The sequence below is a fragment of the Montanilutibacter psychrotolerans genome, assembly GCF_003719825.1.
Lineage (GTDB): Bacteria > Pseudomonadota > Gammaproteobacteria > Xanthomonadales > Xanthomonadaceae > Montanilutibacter > Montanilutibacter psychrotolerans.
The window spans coordinates 40,074-58,462 of record NZ_RIBS01000011.1; the positions used below are offsets into that span (position 1 = coordinate 40,074).

The window sequence follows — 18,389 nt, forward strand, 5'->3', positions numbered from 1 at the left end:
GCAATACACGACACGACGCACTCCCTCCCCAAAACCGCGGCACAAGCCGCGTCCACGACCTCCACTCGACACCCACAGGAACTCCCGCCATGAGCACCACCAGCAAACCCCGCATCGCGATCGTCGGCTACGGCAGCCAGGGCCGCGCGCACGCGCTCAACCTGCGCGACTCCGGCTTCGAGGTCACCGTCGGCCTGCGTCCGGGCGGCCCGACCGAGCTCAAGGCCAAGGCCGATGGCTTCACCGTCAAGACCCCCGCGCAAGCCGTCGCCGGTGCCGAACTGGTCGCCGTGCTGACGCCCGACATGGTCCAGGCGCAGCTCTATCGCGACGTCATCGAGCCCAACATCGCAGCGGGCGCCTGCCTGCTGTTCGCGCACGGATTCAACGTGCACTACGGACAGATCACGCCGCGCGACGACCTGGATGTCGTCCTCGTCGCGCCCAAGGGTCCCGGCGCGCTGGTGCGCCGCGAGTACGAGATCGGCCGCGGCGTTCCCTCGGTCTATGCCGTCCACCAGGACCGCTCCGGCAACGCCGAGCAACTTGCGCTGAATTACTGCGGCGGGATCGGCGGCGCGCGCCAGAACGCCATCCGCACGACCTTCAAGGAAGAGACAGAAACCGACCTGTTCGGCGAACAGGCGGTGCTTTGTGGCGGCGCGACCAAGCTCGTGCAGGCCGGCTGGGAAACCCTGGTCGAGGCCGGCTACCAACCCGAGGTCGCCTACTACGAGTGTCTGCACGAACTGAAGCTGATCGTCGACCTGTTCTACGAAGGCGGCATCACGCGCATGCACGAGTTCATCAGCGAGACGGCGCAATACGGTGCGCTCACGCGCGGCAGCTACGTCGTCGACGACAACACCCGCGCGCAGATGCGCAAGGTGCTGACGGAGATCCAGGACGGCACGTTCGCGCGCCAGTGGATCGCCGAGTACCAGTCCGGAAACGCCAACTACAAGGCCCTCAAGCAAGGCGATCTCGAGCATCCCATCGAAGCGGTTGGCAAGAAGCTGCGCGCCAACATGAAGTGGCTGTCGACGGCGCCGCAGCCTGCCGCCGCGCCGAGCGTCGCGACCGAACCCAAACCCGAGCAGGCCACTGCATGAACGGGTCGCAGTGGCTGGTGCACGCACTGGCCGCGGAGGGCGTGGACACGCTGTTCGGTTACCCGGGCGGCGCGATCATGCCCTTCTACGACGCGCTCTACGGCTCGGACCTGAAACACATCCTGGTCCGGCACGAGCAGGGCGCGGCGTTCGCGGCCAACGGTTACGCACGTGCGAGCGGTCGGGTCGGCGTGTGCGTGGCGACGTCCGGTCCGGGTGCGACCAACCTGGTCACCGGCATCGCCGACGCGATGCTGGACTCGGTGCCGATGGTGGTGATCACCGGACAGGTGCCCACCACGTTGATGGGCACTGACGCGTTCCAGGAAGTCGACGTGTTCGGCATGACCCTGCCGGTGGTGAAGCACAGCTTCCTGCCGCGCCGTGTCGACGAACTGCCGAGCGTTCTGGCCGAAGCGTTCCGGCTGGCGCGCTCGGGCCGGCCGGGGCCGGTGCTGATCGACCTGCCCAAGAACGTGCAGACCGCCGATGCCGCGCACCTGCCAATGCACCGGCCGCTGCCGATCGACGCTCCCCACTCGGCGTGTCCGGTGGCGCTGCTGGCAGCGGTCGAGTTGCTGTCCAACGCGCGCCGACCCGTGGTGTACGGCGGTGGCGGCATCGCACTGGGCGATGCCGTGGCGGAGTTCCGCAGCTTCGTCGGCGCCACGCAGATCCCCACGGTGCTGACGCTGCGCGGCATCGGTGCACTGGCCGATGACCACCCGCTCAACCTGGGCATGCTGGGCATGCACGGCACCCGCGCGGCCAACCAGGCCGTGCAGCAGGCCGATCTGCTGGTGGTGGTCGGTGCGCGGTTCGACGACCGGGCCACCGGCAAAGTCGCCGAGTTCGCGCCCGGCGCGAAGGTGATCCACCTGGACCTGGATGCGGCCGAGATCGGCAAGCTGCGCGCGGCCGACGTCGCCCTGCGCGGCGAGTTGCGCACCAGCCTGGACGCGTTGGCCACGGCGATGCCGGAATGCTCGGCGTGGCGGGCAACCTGCGTCGAGAACAAGCGACGCCACGCGGCGCGTTACGACGCGCCGGGCGAGAGCGTGTTCGCGCCGGCGCTGTTGCGGCGGATGTCGCAGCTGGCGCCGTCGGCGGTGGTGGCCTGCGATGTCGGTCAGCACCAGATGTGGGTCGCCCAGCATTGGGCCTTCAACGACCCGCGACGCCACCTCACCAGCGGCGCGCTCGGTGCGATGGGCTTCGGGCTGCCGGCCGCGATCGGTGCGCAGCTGTCGTGCGCCGATGCGCAGGTGGTCTGCGTCAGCGGCGATGGTTCGTTCCTGATGAACGTACAGGAGCTGGCCACGCTGGGACGCTACCAGCTGCCGGTGAAGATCGTGCTGATCGACAACCAGCGCCTGGGCATGGTGCGCCAGTGGCAACAGCTGTTCTTCGAACAGCGCTACTCGGAGACCGACTTGTCCGACAACCCGGACTTCGTCGCGCTGGCGGTCGCGTTTGGCGTGCAGGCGATGCATGTCGATCGCGCCGACCGCGTCGAGGACGCGATCGCGCAATTGCTTGCCGCACCCGGCCCCGCACTGTTGCACGTGGCGATCGACGCCGAGGCCAACGTCTGGCCGCTGGTTCCGCCCAACCGCAACAACGCGCAAATGCTGTTCGACCCCAGGCTCATGGACTGCGAGGACGCCAATGCAACGTTACCAACTTGACCTCACCCTGCGCCGCGCCGAGGGCGCACTGACCCGCGTGCTGGGCACCGCCGAACGCCGCGGCTTCCGTCCCGTCAGCGTCGACGGCGAGACCCAGGCCGACGGCGACCGGTGGCACCTGCGCCTAGCCGTCGAAGGCGAACGCACCGTCGAGTCGCTGCAGCTGCAGCTCGAGAAGCTGTACGACTGCCTGGCCGTCGAGGTGTCGCCATGTCCCTGACCGACGCTCCCGTTGCCATGCCAACCGGCACCGCACCCAGCAACGACGAAGCGAACGCGATCACCGCGAAGATCTGGTTCGACGGCCAGCTGATCGACGCCGATTCGCCGCGCGCGCCACTCACCACGCACGCGATGCACTACGGCAGCGGCGTGTTCGAGGGCATCCGCAGCTACGCCACGGTCGACGGCGGCGCTGCCGTCTTCCGCCTGCCCGAACACCTTGCACGCATGCGCGCAGGAGCGGACCTGCTCGGCATCGACTTCGATATCGCGCAGGCCACCTCGGCCACGCTGGCCGTACTGCGTGCGAACCGGCACCGCGATGCCTACATCCGACCGCTGACCTGGTGCGGCACCGGCTCGATCGGCCTGGACGTCGCGCCGCTGAGCAAGCACCTGATGGTCGCCACGTTCGCCATTGGCGTGCACCTGGCGGGTGGACGCGTGAAGCTCGGCGTGTCGTCGTGGCGGCGCAATCCGGCGACCTCGTTGCCGCCGCTGAAGCTGTGCGGCGCGTACGTGAACTCCATCCTCGCCAAGCACGAAGCGATGGCACGCGGCTTCGACGAGGCGTTGTTCGTTGATGCGCAGGGCGATGTCGTCGAATGCACGGGCGCGAACGTGTTCATGGTGCGCGACGATCGCGTGGTCGCGGTCGACCACCCCGACGCACTGCCCGGCATCACCCGCGACAGCCTGATCGCGCTGACCGGCGCCCAGTCACGCACGGTCAGCCTGGAGGAGCTGCGCGACGCCGACGAGGTCTTTGTCTGCGGGACCGCAGCCGAGGTCACCCCCATCGATTCGCTGGACGGCCGCACCTACGCCGACAGCGATGTGGGCCGCGAGGCCGCACGCCTTTACCGGCGCGTGGTCACCGGCGCGGATGCGCGGTATCGCGATTGGCTGACCGATGTCTGAGACCACGCCCGCGGCAGCCCGCGTCAGCGCCAGCGACGTACTCGCAGCGCAAGCGCGACTGCGCCCCTACCTCGCCGCTACGCCGTTGCTCCACGCCGAGCGCTTCGGTTGCTGGCTCAAGCTGGAGAACCTGCAGCGCACCGGTTCGTACAAGGTGCGCGGCGCCATGAATGCGCTGCTGGCCGCGCGCGAACGTGGCGACCAGCGGCCGGTGATCGCCGCGTCCGCGGGCAACCATGCGCAGGGGCTGGCCTGGGCCGGCTACCGGCTGCGCGTGCCGGTAATCGCGGTGATGCCACGCAACGCACCGCAGACCAAAGTCGCCGGCGTGGCGCACTGGGGCGCGACGGTGCGCTTGCATGGCGACAGCTACGACGAGGCACGGTTGTTCGCCAACGACCTGGCCGCCCAGCACGGCTATCGCCTGCTATCGGCGTTCGACGACGCCGACGTGATCGCCGGCCAGGGCACGGTCGGACTCGAGATGGCGGCGCTGGCTCCGGACGTGGTGCTGGTGCCGATCGGCGGCGGTGGACTGGCTGCCGGCGTCGCCCTGGCGTTGAAGTCGCAGGGCGTGCGTATCGTCGGCGCCCAGGTCGAAGGCGTCGACGCGATGGCACGCGCGCTGCGGGGCGACGTCGCGGTGCGCGAGCCCGCGATCACGCTCGCCGATGGCGTGCGCGTCAAGCAGCCCGGCGTGCTCACCCGCCTCGTGTTGGCTGAGCTGCTGGATGACGTCGTGATCGTGCGCGAAGCGGAGCTGCGCGAAACGTTGGTGCGCCTGGCACTCGAACAGCACGTGATCGCCGAGGGCGCCGGTGCGCTGGCGCTCGCCGCCGGCCGTCGCGTCGCCGGCCGCCGCAAATGTGCGGTCGTGTCGGGCGGCAACATCGATGCCGACGTACTGGCGAAACTGCTTTCCGAAGTACGCACCCGCGCACCGCGACGCCCGCGTCGCCGCAGCCGCGAATTGCCGGCTGGCGTCGACGGCGTGCTGCGTCCACTGGCGGCCTCCGCGTCCGCCACGGCTTCCTCCCCTACCCCCATCATGCCGGCCGCGCCGTTCGCGGCGTCGCCCGGCGAGGACCTGCGCGCATGAGCACTTCCGAACCCGACGTATCTGGCCCCGCCCACGTCACCCGCGATTGTCCCGCGTCTATCGCCGACGCTGCCATCGCACCCCCGGCTCCCGGCGAACACGTGCGCATCTTCGACACCAGCCTTCGCGACGGCGAGCAATCGCCAGGCTGCAGCATGACCGCGCCGCAGAAGTTGCGGTTCGCCCACGCATTGAGCGAGCTCGGGGTCGACGTGATCGAAGTCGGCTTTCCGGCCAGCTCGGTCGCCGAGATCGACGCCGGCCGTGCGATCGCGCGCGAAGTGCGAGGCTCGACGCTCGCTGCGCTGGCACGTTGCCATGCCGGCGACATCGAGGCCGCTGCCCGCACCCTCGACGCCGCACGCGCCGCGCGGCTGCACGTGTTCATCTCCACCAGCCCGTTGCACCGCGAGCACAAGCTCGGGCTCAGCCGCGAGCAGGTGATCGAACGCGCGGTGATGGGCGTCGAGCTTGCCCGCCGCCACTTCGATGACGTTGAGTTCTCGGCCGAGGACGCGTTGCGCACCGAGCCAGATTTCCTCGCCGAGATCTGCGGCGCGGCAGTCGCCGCCGGTGCCACCACGCTCAACATTCCCGACACCGTCGGTTACACCACGCCGGCGGAGATCCGCGCGTTGTTCGAGTACCTGCGCGCGAACGTCCGTGACGCGCACCGCGCGGTGTTCAGCGCGCATTGCCACGACGACCTGGGCCTTGCCGTGGCCAACAGCCTGGCGGCGATCGAGGGCGGAGCGCGCCAGGTCGAATGCACCATCAACGGCATCGGTGAGCGCGCCGGAAACTGCGCGCTGGAAGAACTGGTGATGGCATTGAACGTCCGCAGCGGCTACTTCGACGCCCGCACGCGCATCGACACGCGCCGCCTGCTGCCGACCTCGCGGCTGCTGTCGCGCATCACCGGGATGCAGGTGCAACGCAACAAGGCGATCGTCGGCCAGAACGCGTTCGCCCACGAATCGGGCATCCACCAGCACGGCATGCTCAAGCATCGCGGCACCTACGAAATCATGCGTCCGGAAGACGTGGGCTGGGTGCAGTCGCAGATCGTTCTCGGTCGCCACAGCGGCCGCGCCGCGCTGTCCGATCGCCTACAGTCGTTGGGTTTCGCACTCGACGAGGCGCGCCTCAATCAGGTATTCGCCGGGTTCAAGACGCTCGCCGAGAAGAAGCGCGAGGTGTTCGACGCCGACCTCGAAGCCCTGGTGCTGGGCACCGACGCGCCGACCCTGCATGGCCATCGCCTGCTGCACCTGCACGTCAGCACAGGCGTCGGCGACGACAGCCTGCCCACGGCCAGCGTGCGGCTGCTCGACGCCGACGGCGGCCAGGTCAGCGAAGCAGCGGTCGGCGATGGCCCGGTGCATGCGCTGTTCGCCGCGCTCGCGCGCGCCACCGGCATCGCCTTGCACATCGACAGCTACCAGGTGTCGAGCGTGACCACCGGCGACGACGCGCAGGGACAGGCCAGCGTGACCGCGCGCGTCGACGGCGCCGAGCTCAGCGGCTCGGGCACCAGCACCGACATCCTCGAGGCCAGCGCGCACGCCTGGCTGGAAATCGCCAATCGCGTGTCGCGCACGCGCGCCGCTGCCCCTTCACCACAACGCATCGCCGCAACGGCCTGAGGTTTGCATGTCCTCTCCCAAGACCCTGTTCGACAAACTGTGGGACGCCCACCTGGTCCGCCCGGAAAGTGAGGCTTCGCCGGCCGTGCTGTACATCGACCTGCACCTGATCCACGAGGTGACCTCGCCGCAGGCGTTCGCCGAGCTGGACGCGCGTGGATTGCCCGTGCGCCGCCCGGATCGCACCAAGGGCACGCTCGACCACTCCACCCCCACGGTGCCGCGCCTCGCCGACGGGCGCCTGGCGTACTTCAGCGCCGAGGGCGAAGCGCAGGTTGCGCGCCTTCGCGAGAACGCCGCGCGGTTTGGCGTCGAGCTGTTCGACTACGACGGCACGCAACGCGGCATCGTCCACGTGATCGGTCCGGAACTGGGTCTCACCCAGCCGGGCATGAGCATCGTCTGCGGCGACAGCCACACCGCGACCCACGGCGCATTCGGCGCGCTGGCGTTCGGCATCGGCACCAGCGAAGTCGGCCACGTGCTGGCCACGCAATGCCTGCTGCAGCGCAAGCCCCGGACGCTGGCGATCAACATCGAGGGCGAACTCGGCGCCGGCGTGACTGCCAAGGACCTGATCCTGCACGTGATCGGCGTGATCGGCGTCAACGGCGGCACGGGCCATGTGATCGAGTACCGCGGCGCGGCCATCCGGGCGATGTCGATGGATGAGCGCATGACCGTGTGCAACATGTCGATCGAGGCCGGGGCACGTGCCGGCCTCATCGCCCCCGACGAGGTGACGTTCGAGTATCTGGCGCATACGCCGCGCGCACCGCGTGGAGACGATTTCGTCCGAGCCGTCGCGCGCTGGCGGCACTTTCACAGCGACCCGGGAGCGCGGTTCGATCGCGAGGTATCGATCGATGCCGGCGCGATCCGCCCCACCGTCACCTGGGGCACGCACCCGGGACAGGTCACGGCCATCGACGCCTCGCTGCCGATCGCCGGCAACGACGACGAAGCGCGCGCGATGGCCTACATGGGTTTCGTTGGCGGCACACCGCTGGCGGGCCAGGCAGTCGACGTGGTGTTCATCGGAAGCTGCACCAACTCGCGGCTCAGCGACCTGCGCCAGGCCGCCGATGTGCTGCGCGGTCGCAAGGTGCATCCGCGCGTGCGCATGCTGGTGGTGCCGGGTTCCGAACAGGTCAAGCGCGATGCCGAGGCCGAGGGCATCGACGCGATCGTGCTCGCCGCCGGCGGCGAATGGCGCGAGCCGGGTTGCTCGATGTGCATCGCCATGAACGGCGATCTGGTCGGCCCTGGGCAATTGGCGGTGTCGACCAGCAACCGCAATTTCGAAGGCCGTCAGGGCAAGGGCGCGCGCACCGTGCTGGCCTCGCCACTGACCGCGGCAGCATGCGCGATCACCGGCCAGATCACTGACCCGCGGGCCCTGCCCGCCACCCACGCACACGAGCACGCCGCATGAGCGCCTTCACCACGCTGTTGTCGCGCACCGTGGTGTTGCGCGAACGCAACATCGACACCGACCAGATCATCCCCGCGCGGTTCCTCACCACCACCGAACGCAGTGGCCTGGGCCGGCACGCATTCAACGACTGGCGCCTGCGTCCCGACGGCAGTCCCGACCCGGCGTTCCCGTTCAACGACCCGGCCAATGCCGACGCGCGCATCCTCGTGGCCGGACGCAACTTCGGTTGCGGTTCGTCGCGTGAACATGCTCCCTGGGCGCTGACCGACCTCGGCCTACGCGCGGTGATCAGCGCGCAGATCGCCGACATCTTCCGCAGCAACGCGCTCAAGAACGGCCTGCTGCCGATCGTGCTGGACGAGGCGATCGTCGACGAACTGCTCGACCGTCCCGGCATCGCGCTGCACGTCGATGTCGCCAAGCGCCAGGTGATGCTGCCCGACTTCCGCGTCTTCAGCTTTCCGCTGGACGCGTTTGCGCAGACCTGCCTGCTCGAAGGCGTCGACGAGTTGGGCTATCTGATCCGGCAGGACGAGGCCATCGGCGCGTTCGAGGCGCGTCATGCGCCGCCCGGGCCCTTCGAGGCCCCCACCGACACCCCACGGCATGCCGCCGGCAGCGCCGTCGACACGCCATCCCGAGAGGTTCGCCATGCACGCTGAGATTGTCGTACTGCCCGGTGACGGCATCGGTCCGGAAGTCACCCACGCCGCCGTGCAGGTGCTGCGCGCGGTTGCGCGCCGCCACGGCCACGCGTTCGCGTTCACCCAATGCCTGATCGGCGGCGCCGCGATCGACGCCACCGGGCAGGCACTGCCCGAAGACACGCTGCAGCGGTGTCGCGAAGCCGACGCGGTACTGCTGGGCGCCGTGGGCGGCCCGAAGTGGTCGGACCCGAAGGCACCGGTGCGACCGGAGCAGGGCCTGCTGGCGATCCGCAAGGCACTCGGCCTTTACGCCAACCTGCGGCCGGTCAAACCGCATCCGGCCGCGATGGGCGCATCGCCGATCAAGCCGCACCTGCTGACCGGCGTCGACCTGGTGGTCGTGCGCGAGCTGACCGGCGGGGTGTACTTCGGCCAGAAGACGCGCACCGGCAGCGGCGCAAGCGACCTGTGCGAGTACACCATCGAGGAGATCGAACGCGTCGTGCGTCGCGCGTGCCACCTAGCGCGCACGCGGCGTGGCCATGTCGTGTCGGTCGACAAGGCGAACGTGCTGGAAACCTCGCGACTGTGGCGCGAGGTCGCCACGCGCGTCGCCGGCAGCGAGTTCCCCGACGTGACGCTCGAACACCAGTTGGTGGATTCGATGGCGATGCACCTGCTGGCACGGCCCCGCGACTACGACGTCATCGTTACCGAGAACATGTTCGGCGACATCCTCACCGACGAGGCGTCGATGCTGGCCGGCTCGCTCGGTCTGTTGCCGTCGGCCTCACTGGGCGAAGGTCGCGTCGGTCTTTACGAACCGATCCACGGTTCGGCACCCGACATCGCAGGTCGCGGTATCGCCAACCCGTATGCGGCGATCCTCAGCGCCGCGCTGTTGCTGCGTCATTCGCTGGGACTGGAAGACGAGGCAGGCGCGATCGAGCTGGCGGTTTCGCATGCCCTGGACGCCGGCACGTTCACCGCCGACCTCGCCGCCGGTGACACTGCAGTCGGGACGCGCGCGGCCACCGAAGCCGTGCTCGAGCATCTGCTGGACACCTGCTACGTGGCCGAATTGCGGGATTGAACGACGGCACGCGCGAGGGAAGGTGCCGGCTTGGGAACCACGAGGGGCGGGCCGATGCCCGCCCCGCTTCCGGCGGGTTTGACGGGGCCGCCATTTGGCGTGAGTATCAAGCCAAATGACGGATACGGCCATGACAGCTCCCATTCCAAAGCCCGGCAAAAGCAAACGTGCGCCACGCTCCACGCCGCTCGCAAAGGCCGGAATGCACACGGCGCTCAAGCCCGCCGACAAGACCCCGGGCAAGGTCCGGACCATGGCCCGGACCAAGGCGCCCGGCCGCGTTGCCGATGCGCCGCCAGCCCATTCGGTGTTCGGCCGGATGGGCCAGTTGCTCGGCGAACACATCGAGTCGGAGTTCGATGTCGTCAAGCTCGTCAACCTTGGGCTGCCATCGTCGGCCCTGGAATCCCTGAGCGACGCCATCGATGTGGACTACAAGCTGATCGCTCCGGAGAGCACGATCCGCCGGCGCCTGAACGAGAAGCAGCACTTCACCGTCGACGAGTCCGAACGGCTGATGCGCATGGCGCGCGTTACCTCGATGGCTGAAGAGTTGTTCGGCGACAGGAGCACCGCGTCCGCCTGGCTGTCCGCCCGCGCGAACTACCTGCCGGACGTCGAGCCGATATCGCCGCTGGAACTGTCGGCCACCGACTCCGGCACCCGCCTGGTCGAGGCGATGATCCTGCGGACCGCGCACGGGGTGTTCTGATGCGGCTGTGGCGGATTTCCGCGCATCCGGGACTCAGCGGCATCGGTGGCACCTACGTCGACGGCCGCTGGCACACGCGGCCAAGGCACGTCGTCTATGCCGCCGAGCACCCGGCGTTGGCGATGGTGGAAGTGCTGGCCCACATGCACCTGACGCCCGCCAGCATTCCGCTGACGCTCAAGTTGTTGGCGATCGACGTTGGCAAAGGCGCGGTGGTCGCGCCCATGCCCGCCCTGCCCTCGGGATGGCAGGCCAACCGGCCGACCACGCAGGCCATGGGCGATGCGTGGTTGACCGGCGGCAAGGGCCTCCTGCTGAAGATCCCGTCAGCCGTCCTCCCGGAGGCGTTCAATTTCCTGATCAACCCGCTGCACCCGCAGGCGGCCACTCATCTGAAGGAATCGGACATGGGGCCGTTCTGGGTGGACCGGAGATTCATCCGCTAGCCCGTGCGATTGGCGGCGCCGATGAACGCTTCGCGCCGGACGTCAGATCCCCATCCGCATGCGCGACACCGGGACGCGCACGTTGCCTGGCAGGTCGAGGTCGAAACGTTCCAGCACCGCGAAACCCGATGCGAGGTACAGCGGCTCGCCGGGCAATGTCGATACGAGTTCCAGTGCCGTGAAACCCGCGTGCCTGGCCTCGGCGACGCAGATCTCCATGAGCCGCCGCCCCAGCCCGCGACGGGCCATCGATGGATCGACGAAGAACGCACGGATGCGCGCCGACTCCATCGCCGGATCGAGCAGCGGGTCCGGGCCGGACTTCGCCTGATCGCCGCCGAACAACGTGCGTCGCTTGCTCCAGCCACCACAGGCGACGATGCGGTTGTCGTGCTCGATGACGAAATAGGTTTCGTCTTCCAGCAGTCGGGTGTCGACGCCGAACACGTGCCGTGTGATGGCATCGGTCTGTTCCGGCGTGTAGTAGCCGGCACTCAGGGCCTGCCCCGATGACGCGATCAGGGCCTGGAGCGCGGGGATGTCGGCGGATCGGGCGTGGCGCGGTTCCGTCATGTGGCGAGCCTGGTTGGGTGGTGCAAGGGCGATGGATCCCGCGCCGGTGGCACGTCGATGCCGCACGGGCCGTCAGTGCAGGTGAACCGCCAGCCAGATCGCGCCGTCGGTGACCCGCCGCACCGTGTGCGGCACGCCAGCGGGCAGGAACACGGTGTCGCCGGCACGCAGTTCGAGCGCTTCCCCTGCGACGTCCAGGGTGGCTTCCCCGCGCAGCAACGCCACCCACTCGTCCTGCGGCTGCACGTACTGGGTCGGCACGGCGTCGGCGGAACTGACGATGCGCTCCACGACCAGGTTGCGGTGGGCCAGCAGTGTCTCGAAACACTCCCCGCCTGCGGGTGCCTGCGTGTGGGCAAACAGGTTTCCGGTATGCATGGCGTCGACTCCGGCAAGCCATCCGTTGCGAAGGGGTCACGCCACCCGGCCGCTTCGGCGGAAAGGGTCAAGGCGCGGAGGTCCCGCACGGCCACGATCACGAGGCGACGGGGACATCCGCATTGGCGCGTCCGGAGTGTCGAGCAGCCGCCGCCGGGGAACAACCCCGCTCGCACCCCGCCGGTGGTCGCCGCGACCGGGAGGTGACCGCAACGGGGATCGCCGCGACGGTGGCTACAACGCGCCGGCCGGGCCCGGATGGGCCCGGATGGGCCAGATCGACGGTGTGTCGCCCGTCGCGGTTTGCACCGACGCCCGCGCGTGGTTACGGTTCGCGCCCATGAATGCCATCGCCACCCGCCTGACCGCCGCGCTCCTGGTTGCTTGCGCCTGCACTCCCGCTGTCGCGCAGACGGCGCTGACGCCCGTCGATGCGGCCGCAACCGTTGCCGATCATCCCGAGGCCGCGAACGTCCAGGTGGAATCGCTCGACCAGAACCCCAGCACTGCAGTCGCCGCGCCTCCGGCGGACGAGGCGGCAATCGCGCCACCAATCAGCGCTGGCGACGCGCACGAGGGCGACGCCGGCAACGCCAGGCAGGACGACGAGCACGACGAGGAAGCCGACGCGGCAGCGGCCGACGCCTTCTTCGAACGGCTCGCCGGGCTGTGCGGGCACGCGTTCGCCGGGCGCGTGGTGATCGATGCGCCCACGCCAGCCGGCGACGATCCGTTTGCCGGCAAGGCGCTGGTCATGCACGTGCGCGAATGCAGCCAGCGCGAGCTGCGCATCCCGTTCCACGTCGGCGACGATCGCTCGCGCACCTGGGTGGTCACGCGCACCCGCAAGGGCCTGCGCCTGAAGCACGACCATCGCCACGCCGACGGCAGCGACGACGACGTCACCCTGTACGGCGGCGACAGCGAGGCCGGCGGCAGCGCGCGCCGGCAGCAGTTCCCGGTCGACGACGATTCGCGCGCGACCTTCACCCGGACCAACCGCGCGGTGTCCAATACCAACGTCTGGGCGATCGAAGTCGAACCGGGCCAGTTGTTCGTGTACGAGCTTGCGCGGCCGGGACGCCTGTTCCGCGTCGAGTTCGACCTCGGCCAGCCCGTGGCCGCACCGCCGCCGCCGTGGGGCAGCCGGTAGCCCGCGATCGCCATCACAGGATCCACCTGTCGGCGTCGCCCCCCTTGACGCGGGCGGTGTCCGCGGTTGACTCTGCCCGCATGCCGCATCACGCCGCCATCGCCATCCACGACTGCCAGCCGCAAGGCTGCCGCATCGCCGTGTCGATGGCCGATGCCCGTGACGTCGTCACCGTGCTTGCCACCACCGTCATTACCACCACCCGTACCACCACTCCTGACGGGGTGCGGACGGGCGTGTCCAGTTGATCTGATCCACGCCGCTCCGCACCCCGACTGGGTGCGGAAGCCTGCCTTCCTACCCGCCGGACCGGGGCCCCCACACAGGAGCCACTGATGTCTGCTGCCTCGAGTTCCAATCCACCCAGTTCGTCGTCCAGTTCGTCACCCAGTTCGCTGTCGAGCTCGTCAGCCGATGGGCCACCCAACGTCGTGCAGCGCGAAGGCGCGACGCTCGACACGCCCCGACGCCACGCCCACAAGTTCGGTGGCAGCAGCCTGGCCAGCGCCGCGCATTACCGCTCCGCGGCGGGGCTGCTCGATGACGGCGCGTCGTCGCGATGGGTGGTGGTCTCGGCCATGCAGGGCGTCACCGACGCGTTGCTGCGGCTGGTCGCCGACGCCCGCGCCGGACGCGACTGGCAGGCCGACTGGGGCGCCTTGCAACAACGCCACATCGAAGCGGCCGCGCTGCTCGACAGCGGCGACGCACTGTCGTCCCAACTGCACGACGAATTTGCCGCGCTGCACGGCGAACTGGCCGCGCTCGCCGCGCCCGTCGACGGCGCGCACGACCCGGGCCACGCGCTGCCCGGCCTGGGCGAGGTGCTGTCGTCGCGGCTCATGCACGCCGCCCTCGGTGGCGATGCGGCCGGCTGGGATCGCCTCGATGCGCGCGACGTGCTGGTCACCCAACCGGGCGAGCTGGGTTGCGCGATCGACTGGCCGGCGACCGAAGCCCTGCTCGCGCAATGGCTGGAACGCCACCGCGGCACCCAGGTGGTGGTCACCGGGTTCGTCGCACGCGACGGGCAAGGCCGCGCGACGGTGCTTGGCCGCAACGGCAGCGACTGGTCGGCGGCGATCTTTGCGCGACTGTTCGCGGCCGAACTGCTGACGATCTGGACCGATGTCGACGGCGTACTCAGCGCGGATCCGCGACTGGTTCCCGACGCCGTCCGGCTGCCGTCACTGAGCTATGCCGAGGCGTGCGAGCTGGCCTACTTCGGGGCCAAAGTGCTGCACCCGCAGACCCTGGTGCCGTTGCAGCAGCGCGGTGTCGCGGTGCGCATCCGCAACAGCGCGCGCCCGGACTGCCCGGGCACCGTGATCGGTCCCGACGGCGGCGCGGCAGCGCGGCACGACGACGGCCATCCGCACCCGGTCAAGGGCCTGAGCCTGGTCGAGAACCTGGCGATCCTCGACCTCAGCGGCAGCGGCATGGCCGGCGTGCCGGGCACCGCGGAGCGCCTGTTCGGCGCGCTGCGCGAGGCCGGCGTGTCGGTGACGATGATTTCGCAGGGGTCGTCGGAGCACTCGATCTGTTGCGTGGTGCGTGCCGACCAGGCCGAGCCCGGTCGGGCGGCGATCGCCCGCGCGTTCGCCGAGGCCATCGAGGCGGGCCAGGCACAAGGCGTCACGGTGACGCCGGACATCTGCGTGCTGGCAGCCGTCGGCGACGGAATGGTCGGTACGCCGGGCGTCGCAGCGCGGCTGCTCGGCGGCCTGGCGCAGGCGCGCGTCAACGTGCGCGCCATCGCCCAGGGCGCGGGCGAGCGCAACCTGTCGGTGGCGATCGCCGCCGGCGACGCCACGCGGGCGTTGCGCAGCGCGCACTCGGCGTTCTGGCTGTCGCCGCAGACGATCTCGGTCGGCGTGATCGGCCCGGGCCAGGTGGGTCGCGCGCTGCTCGCGCAGTTGGCCTCGTCGACCTTCGACGGCCACGACGAAGGCATCGACCTGCGCCTGCGCGCGCTCGCCGACAGCCGCCGCATGTGCCTGGCGGCGGTCCGTCTCGACCCGGCGGACGCCATCGCGCGACTGGCCGATGCCGCCGCGCCGGGCGCCTCGGTCGATGACGCCACCACCGCGCTCGACCTGGACGCATTCGCCGCGCACGTGCGCGCCGAGCATCTGCCGCATGCGCTGATCGTCGACTGCAGCGGCAACGACGCAATCGCCGCGCACTACCCGCGCTGGTTGGCAGCCGGCATCCACGTGGTCACGCCCAGCAAGCACGCCGGCAGCGGCGCGTGGTCGCGTTACCAGGCGATCCGTACGGCCAGCGCGGCGGTTGCCGGGCGTGGCCACGCGCAGTTCCGCTACGAGGCCACGGTCGGCGCGGGCCTGCCCGTGATCCAGACCCTGCGCTGCCTGCTCGACACCGGCGACGTGCTGCTGGGCATCGAGGGCGTGCTGTCGGGCACGCTGGCCTGGCTGTTCAACCGGTACGACGGCAGCGTGCCGTTCTCCGCGCTTGTGCGCGAAGCGATGGCGCTGGGCTACACCGAACCGGACCCGCGCGACGACCTGTCGGGTACCGATGTCGCGCGCAAGCTGGTGATCCTGGCGCGCGAGGCGGGCTGTGCGTTGTCGATGGACGACGTCGCCATCGAGAGCCTGGTGCCGGAAGCCTTGCGCGGGGTTTCGCGCAGCGAGTTCCTCGAACGCCTGCACGAACTCGATGCGCCCATGCAGGAACGGCTGCTGCAGGCTCGCGCCAGCGATCGCCAGCTTCGCCACCTTGCGCGCCTGGAACTGGCCGCCGGCGAAGTACACGCGACGGTGGGCGTGTCGTCGCTCGACGGCGGACACGCCGCCGTGCATACCCGACTGACCGACAACCTGGTGCAGTTCCGCACGCGCCGCTACGCCGATAATCCGCTGGTGGTGCAGGGACCGGGAGCGGGCCCGGACGTCACCGCCGCCGGCGTGTTCGGCGACATCCTCGGCATTGCACAGACCCTCGGAGCCCAAGCATGAGTGCGACACCGTCCTTCCCGCCGGCGCGGCACGCGCGTGCGTTCGCGCCCGGCAGCGTCGGCAACATCGGCGTCGGCTTCGACCTGCTCGGCCATTCCATCCTCGGCGTTCGCGACATCGCCACCGTGCGCCGCATCGACGAGCCACTGGTGCGCATCCGCTCCATCACCGGCGACTGCACCGGCGCGTCCAGCCTTCCGCTGGACGCCGCACGCAACACCGCGGGACAAGCGCTGATCAGCCTGCGCGATCAACTCGGCCTGGCGTTTGGCTTCGAACTGGCGCTGGAAAAAGGCATCCCGCTGGGTTCCGGACTCGGCGGCTCGGCGGCGTCGTGCGTGGCCGCGCTGGTGGCGGCCAACGCCCTGCTCGACACACCGCTGACGCGCGATGAGCTGTACCCGTTCGCGCTGGACGGCGAATCGGTGTCCAGCGGCAGTCGCCACGGCGACAACGTCGCCCCGATGCTGCTCGGCGGCGTGGTGATGGCCACCTCGACACGCATGATTCCGTTGGCGGTGCCCGAGTGGCTGCATGCGGTGGTCGTGCATCCCGATCAGGTCCTGGAAACGCGCCACGCGCGCGCGGTGCTGGCCGATCCCTACCCGCTGTCGCTGGTGGTCGAGCAGAGCGCGCATCTGGCGTTGTTCCTGACGGGATTGCAGCGCGGCGATGCCACGCTGATACGCGATGGACTTCACGACCTGCTGGTCGAACCGCGCCGCGCACCGTTGATCCCGGGATTCGCCGCGGCCAAAGCCGCCGCGCTGGCAGCTGGCGCACTGGGCGCCAGCATTTCCGGCGCCGGGCCGAGCACGTTCGCCTGGTTCGCCTCCCAGGCCGAGGCCAGCGCCGCGGCGCCTGCCATGCGCGCAGCCTTCGTCGCTGCCGGCTTTGATGCGCGTGCCTACGTCACACCGGTGGCGGGCCCGCGCGCCGACCTGCTCGACGGGGACGACGCATGAACTACATCAGCACCCGCGGCGGCATTGCGCCGGTCTCGCTGGATGCCGCACTCGCCGCGGGACTGGCCGGCGATGGCGGCCTGTACGTGCCGGAGCAGTTGCCACTGCTGGACGCGATCGCCGGCGCCACCAGCCTGGTTGCCACGGCCGAGCGTGTACTTGCGCCGTTCCTGGACGGCTCGGCATTGCGGGGCAACCTGACGTCGCTGTGCCAGCACGCTTACGGCTTCGACGCACCCTTGCGCGCGCTGGCGGGCAACGGCGACCACCTGCTGGAGCTGTTCCACGGCCCCACCGCGGCGTTCAAGGACTACGGCGCGCGCTTCCTCGCCGGCGCGCTGGGCGCGCTGCGCGCCCCGGGCGATCGCGATACCACCATCGTGGTCGCGACATCGGGCGACACCGGTGCGGCCGTTGCCGCGGCATTCCATCGCCTTGCGGGGTTCAAGGTTGTCATCCTGTACCCCGAGGGCCGCGTGTCGCCGCGCCAGGCGCACGGCCTGGAATGCTGGGGCGACAACGTGCGCACGTTCCGCGTGGCCGGCAGCTTCGACGACTGCCAGCGGCTGGCCAAACAGGCGCTGGCCGACAGCGCGCTGCGCGACGCGTGCCCGCTGGGCTCGGCCAACAGCATCAGCCTCGGCCGGCTGCTGCCGCAGGTGGCCTACTACGCGCACGCCGCCACGCAGCACGCCGCCACGCACGGTATGACGCTGAATTTCGTGGTGCCGACCGGCAACCTGGGCAACGCCGCGGCGGCGGTCGTGGCGCGACGCATCGGGCTGCCGATCGGTGAGATCGTGCTGGCAACCAACGCCAACGACGTTCTGCCGCGCTACTTCGCCGGCGGCGAGTACGCCCCGCGCGCCAGCGTGGCGACGCTGGCCAACGCGATGGACGTCGGCGCTCCGAGCAACTTCGAGCGGCTGCGCCACTGGCATCGCGATGACGCCGAACTGCGCGCGGCGCTGTCTGCCCATGCGGTCGATGACGCCACCATCGCCGCGACGATCCGCGCGGCGCCGCAGCGCCATGGCGTGGTGCCCTGCCCGCACACGGCCACCGGCCTGCACGTGCTCGAACGCCTGCGCGCGCGCGGCGACACGCGGCCTTGGGCCGTGGTTGCCACCGCCCACCCGTCCAAGTTCGAGACAATCGTCGAGCCGCTGGTGGGGCAGGTGGTCACGCCACCGCCAGCGCTGGCGGCGTCGCTGGCCCTTCCCGCATCGGCCGAACGGCTGCCGGCCGACTACGCGACGCTGCGCGGGGCGCTGCTCGAAACCGCGACGTCCTGAGGGCCGCGCGAGGCACACCG

The 18,389-nt window shown here is 70.1% G+C and carries 17 protein-coding genes and 1 pseudogene; 16 read left to right on the forward strand and 2 right to left on the reverse strand.

Annotated elements, in window-relative coordinates; translation table 11 throughout:
- The first annotated feature begins 89 nt into the window (after positions 1 to 89).
- From ilvC to EER27_RS15935, 11 genes and pseudogenes are all read left to right on the forward strand, one after another.
- Positions 90 to 1,112 (forward strand): ketol-acid reductoisomerase, encoded by a 1,023-nt coding sequence (gene ilvC / locus EER27_RS15885; RefSeq protein WP_123089122.1) that lies wholly within the window; start codon positions 90 to 92, stop codon positions 1,110 to 1,112.
- Complete coding sequence (gene ilvG, locus EER27_RS15890; protein ID WP_123089123.1) at positions 1,109 to 2,800, forward strand: acetolactate synthase 2 catalytic subunit; 1,692 nt, start codon at positions 1,109 to 1,111, stop codon at positions 2,798 to 2,800. Before ilvC ends, ilvG begins: the two co-directional genes overlap by 4 nt.
- Entirely contained in the window at positions 2,781 to 3,020 is a 240-nt protein-coding gene (locus tag EER27_RS15895) for an ACT domain-containing protein (RefSeq protein ID WP_123089124.1), read from the forward strand. The genes ilvG and EER27_RS15895 overlap by 20 nt, the downstream gene beginning before the upstream one ends.
- Positions 3,011 to 3,943 (forward strand): aminotransferase class IV, encoded by a 933-nt coding sequence (locus EER27_RS15900; RefSeq protein WP_123089125.1) that lies wholly within the window; start codon positions 3,011 to 3,013, stop codon positions 3,941 to 3,943. The genes EER27_RS15895 and EER27_RS15900 overlap by 10 nt, the downstream gene beginning before the upstream one ends.
- Entirely contained in the window at positions 3,936 to 5,042 is a 1,107-nt protein-coding gene (locus tag EER27_RS15905) for a threonine dehydratase (RefSeq protein ID WP_123089126.1), read from the forward strand. The genes EER27_RS15900 and EER27_RS15905 overlap by 8 nt, the downstream gene beginning before the upstream one ends.
- On the forward strand, positions 5,039 to 6,688 hold the full coding sequence (locus EER27_RS15910; protein WP_123089127.1) for a 2-isopropylmalate synthase: 1,650 nt from the start codon (positions 5,039 to 5,041) through the stop codon (positions 6,686 to 6,688). The genes EER27_RS15905 and EER27_RS15910 overlap by 4 nt, the downstream gene beginning before the upstream one ends.
- A gap of 7 nt (positions 6,689 to 6,695) precedes the next feature.
- Positions 6,696 to 8,123, forward strand: a complete 1,428-nt coding sequence (gene leuC / locus EER27_RS15915) for a 3-isopropylmalate dehydratase large subunit (RefSeq protein WP_123089128.1) — start codon at positions 6,696 to 6,698, stop codon at positions 8,121 to 8,123.
- Positions 8,120 to 8,692 (forward strand): annotated as a pseudogene (gene leuD, locus EER27_RS15920) (3-isopropylmalate dehydratase small subunit); the annotation flags it as partial. The gene leuC and the pseudogene leuD, both read left to right, overlap by 4 nt.
- Before the next feature lie 85 nt (positions 8,693 to 8,777).
- A complete protein-coding gene (leuB, locus tag EER27_RS15925; protein ID WP_123089130.1) occupies positions 8,778 to 9,866 on the forward strand; it encodes a 3-isopropylmalate dehydrogenase in 1,089 nt (362 codons plus the stop codon).
- Between the two features lie 130 nt (positions 9,867 to 9,996).
- Positions 9,997 to 10,578, forward strand: coding sequence for an antitoxin Xre-like helix-turn-helix domain-containing protein (locus EER27_RS15930; RefSeq protein ID WP_190285839.1), 582 nt, complete (start codon positions 9,997 to 9,999; stop codon positions 10,576 to 10,578).
- Entirely contained in the window at positions 10,578 to 11,024 is a 447-nt protein-coding gene (locus EER27_RS15935) for an RES family NAD+ phosphorylase (RefSeq protein WP_123089132.1), read from the forward strand. Before EER27_RS15930 ends, EER27_RS15935 begins: the two co-directional genes overlap by 1 nt.
- 42 nt (positions 11,025 to 11,066) lie before the next feature.
- Here the strand turns inward: EER27_RS15935 and EER27_RS15940 are convergent, their stop codons facing one another.
- Both EER27_RS15940 and EER27_RS15945 read right to left on the reverse strand, forming a co-directional pair.
- Positions 11,067 to 11,597 (reverse strand): GNAT family N-acetyltransferase, encoded by a 531-nt coding sequence (locus EER27_RS15940; RefSeq protein WP_123089133.1) that lies wholly within the window; start codon positions 11,595 to 11,597, stop codon positions 11,067 to 11,069.
- Positions 11,598 to 11,669: 72 nt separating this feature from the next.
- The gene (locus tag EER27_RS15945; RefSeq protein WP_123089134.1) at positions 11,670 to 11,975 is read right to left on the reverse strand and encodes a cupin domain-containing protein; all 306 of its coding nucleotides are present in this window, start codon (positions 11,973 to 11,975) and stop codon (positions 11,670 to 11,672) included.
- A 541-nt stretch (positions 11,976 to 12,516) separates the two neighbouring features.
- Between EER27_RS15945 and EER27_RS17410 the strand changes: the two genes are divergently transcribed.
- From EER27_RS17410 to thrC, 5 genes are all read left to right on the forward strand, one after another.
- The gene (locus EER27_RS17410; protein ID WP_425480857.1) at positions 12,517 to 13,128 is read left to right on the forward strand and encodes a hypothetical protein; all 612 of its coding nucleotides are present in this window, start codon (positions 12,517 to 12,519) and stop codon (positions 13,126 to 13,128) included.
- An 80-nt stretch (positions 13,129 to 13,208) separates the two neighbouring features.
- The gene (locus EER27_RS17190) at positions 13,209 to 13,376 is read left to right on the forward strand and encodes a hypothetical protein (RefSeq protein WP_190285840.1); all 168 of its coding nucleotides are present in this window, start codon (positions 13,209 to 13,211) and stop codon (positions 13,374 to 13,376) included.
- 87 nt (positions 13,377 to 13,463) lie between these two features.
- Positions 13,464 to 16,109: a bifunctional aspartate kinase/homoserine dehydrogenase I gene (gene thrA, locus EER27_RS15955; protein WP_123089136.1), complete on the forward strand. Its 2,646-nt coding sequence runs from the start codon at positions 13,464 to 13,466 to the stop codon at positions 16,107 to 16,109.
- Positions 16,106 to 17,074, forward strand: a complete 969-nt coding sequence (locus EER27_RS15960; protein WP_123089137.1) for a homoserine kinase — start codon at positions 16,106 to 16,108, stop codon at positions 17,072 to 17,074. The genes thrA and EER27_RS15960 overlap by 4 nt, the downstream gene beginning before the upstream one ends.
- On the forward strand, positions 17,071 to 18,369 hold the full coding sequence (thrC, locus tag EER27_RS15965; protein WP_123089138.1) for a threonine synthase: 1,299 nt from the start codon (positions 17,071 to 17,073) through the stop codon (positions 18,367 to 18,369). The genes EER27_RS15960 and thrC overlap by 4 nt, the downstream gene beginning before the upstream one ends.
- Positions 18,370 to 18,389: the final 20 nt, after the last annotated feature.

What these genes read in the sequence shown, in the direction of transcription:
- EER27_RS15910 (WP_123089127.1), top strand. Translation starts at nt 5,039, where the DNA reads ATGAGCACTTCCGAACCCGACGTATCTGGCCCCGCCCACGTCACCCGC.
- thrA (WP_123089136.1), top strand. Translation starts at nt 13,464, where the DNA reads ATGTCTGCTGCCTCGAGTTCCAATCCACCCAGTTCGTCGTCCAGTTCG.
- EER27_RS15895 (WP_123089124.1), top strand. Translation starts at nt 2,781, where the DNA reads ATGCAACGTTACCAACTTGACCTCACCCTGCGCCGCGCCGAGGGCGCA.
- EER27_RS15945 (WP_123089134.1), bottom strand. Translation starts at nt 11,975, where the DNA reads ATGCATACCGGAAACCTGTTTGCCCACACGCAGGCACCCGCAGGCGGG.
- EER27_RS15900 (WP_123089125.1), top strand. Translation starts at nt 3,011, where the DNA reads ATGTCCCTGACCGACGCTCCCGTTGCCATGCCAACCGGCACCGCACCC.
- EER27_RS17190 (WP_190285840.1), top strand. Translation starts at nt 13,209, where the DNA reads ATGCCGCATCACGCCGCCATCGCCATCCACGACTGCCAGCCGCAAGGC.
- leuB (WP_123089130.1), top strand. Translation starts at nt 8,778, where the DNA reads ATGCACGCTGAGATTGTCGTACTGCCCGGTGACGGCATCGGTCCGGAA.
- EER27_RS15960 (WP_123089137.1), top strand. Translation starts at nt 16,106, where the DNA reads ATGAGTGCGACACCGTCCTTCCCGCCGGCGCGGCACGCGCGTGCGTTC.
- ilvC (WP_123089122.1), top strand. Translation starts at nt 90, where the DNA reads ATGAGCACCACCAGCAAACCCCGCATCGCGATCGTCGGCTACGGCAGC.
- EER27_RS15905 (WP_123089126.1), top strand. Translation starts at nt 3,936, where the DNA reads ATGTCTGAGACCACGCCCGCGGCAGCCCGCGTCAGCGCCAGCGACGTA.
- ilvG (WP_123089123.1), top strand. Translation starts at nt 1,109, where the DNA reads ATGAACGGGTCGCAGTGGCTGGTGCACGCACTGGCCGCGGAGGGCGTG.
- EER27_RS15940 (WP_123089133.1), bottom strand. Translation starts at nt 11,597, where the DNA reads ATGACGGAACCGCGCCACGCCCGATCCGCCGACATCCCCGCGCTCCAG.
- leuC (WP_123089128.1), top strand. Translation starts at nt 6,696, where the DNA reads ATGTCCTCTCCCAAGACCCTGTTCGACAAACTGTGGGACGCCCACCTG.
- EER27_RS15930 (WP_190285839.1), top strand. Translation starts at nt 9,997, where the DNA reads ATGACAGCTCCCATTCCAAAGCCCGGCAAAAGCAAACGTGCGCCACGC.
- EER27_RS15935 (WP_123089132.1), top strand. Translation starts at nt 10,578, where the DNA reads ATGCGGCTGTGGCGGATTTCCGCGCATCCGGGACTCAGCGGCATCGGT.
- thrC (WP_123089138.1), top strand. Translation starts at nt 17,071, where the DNA reads ATGAACTACATCAGCACCCGCGGCGGCATTGCGCCGGTCTCGCTGGAT.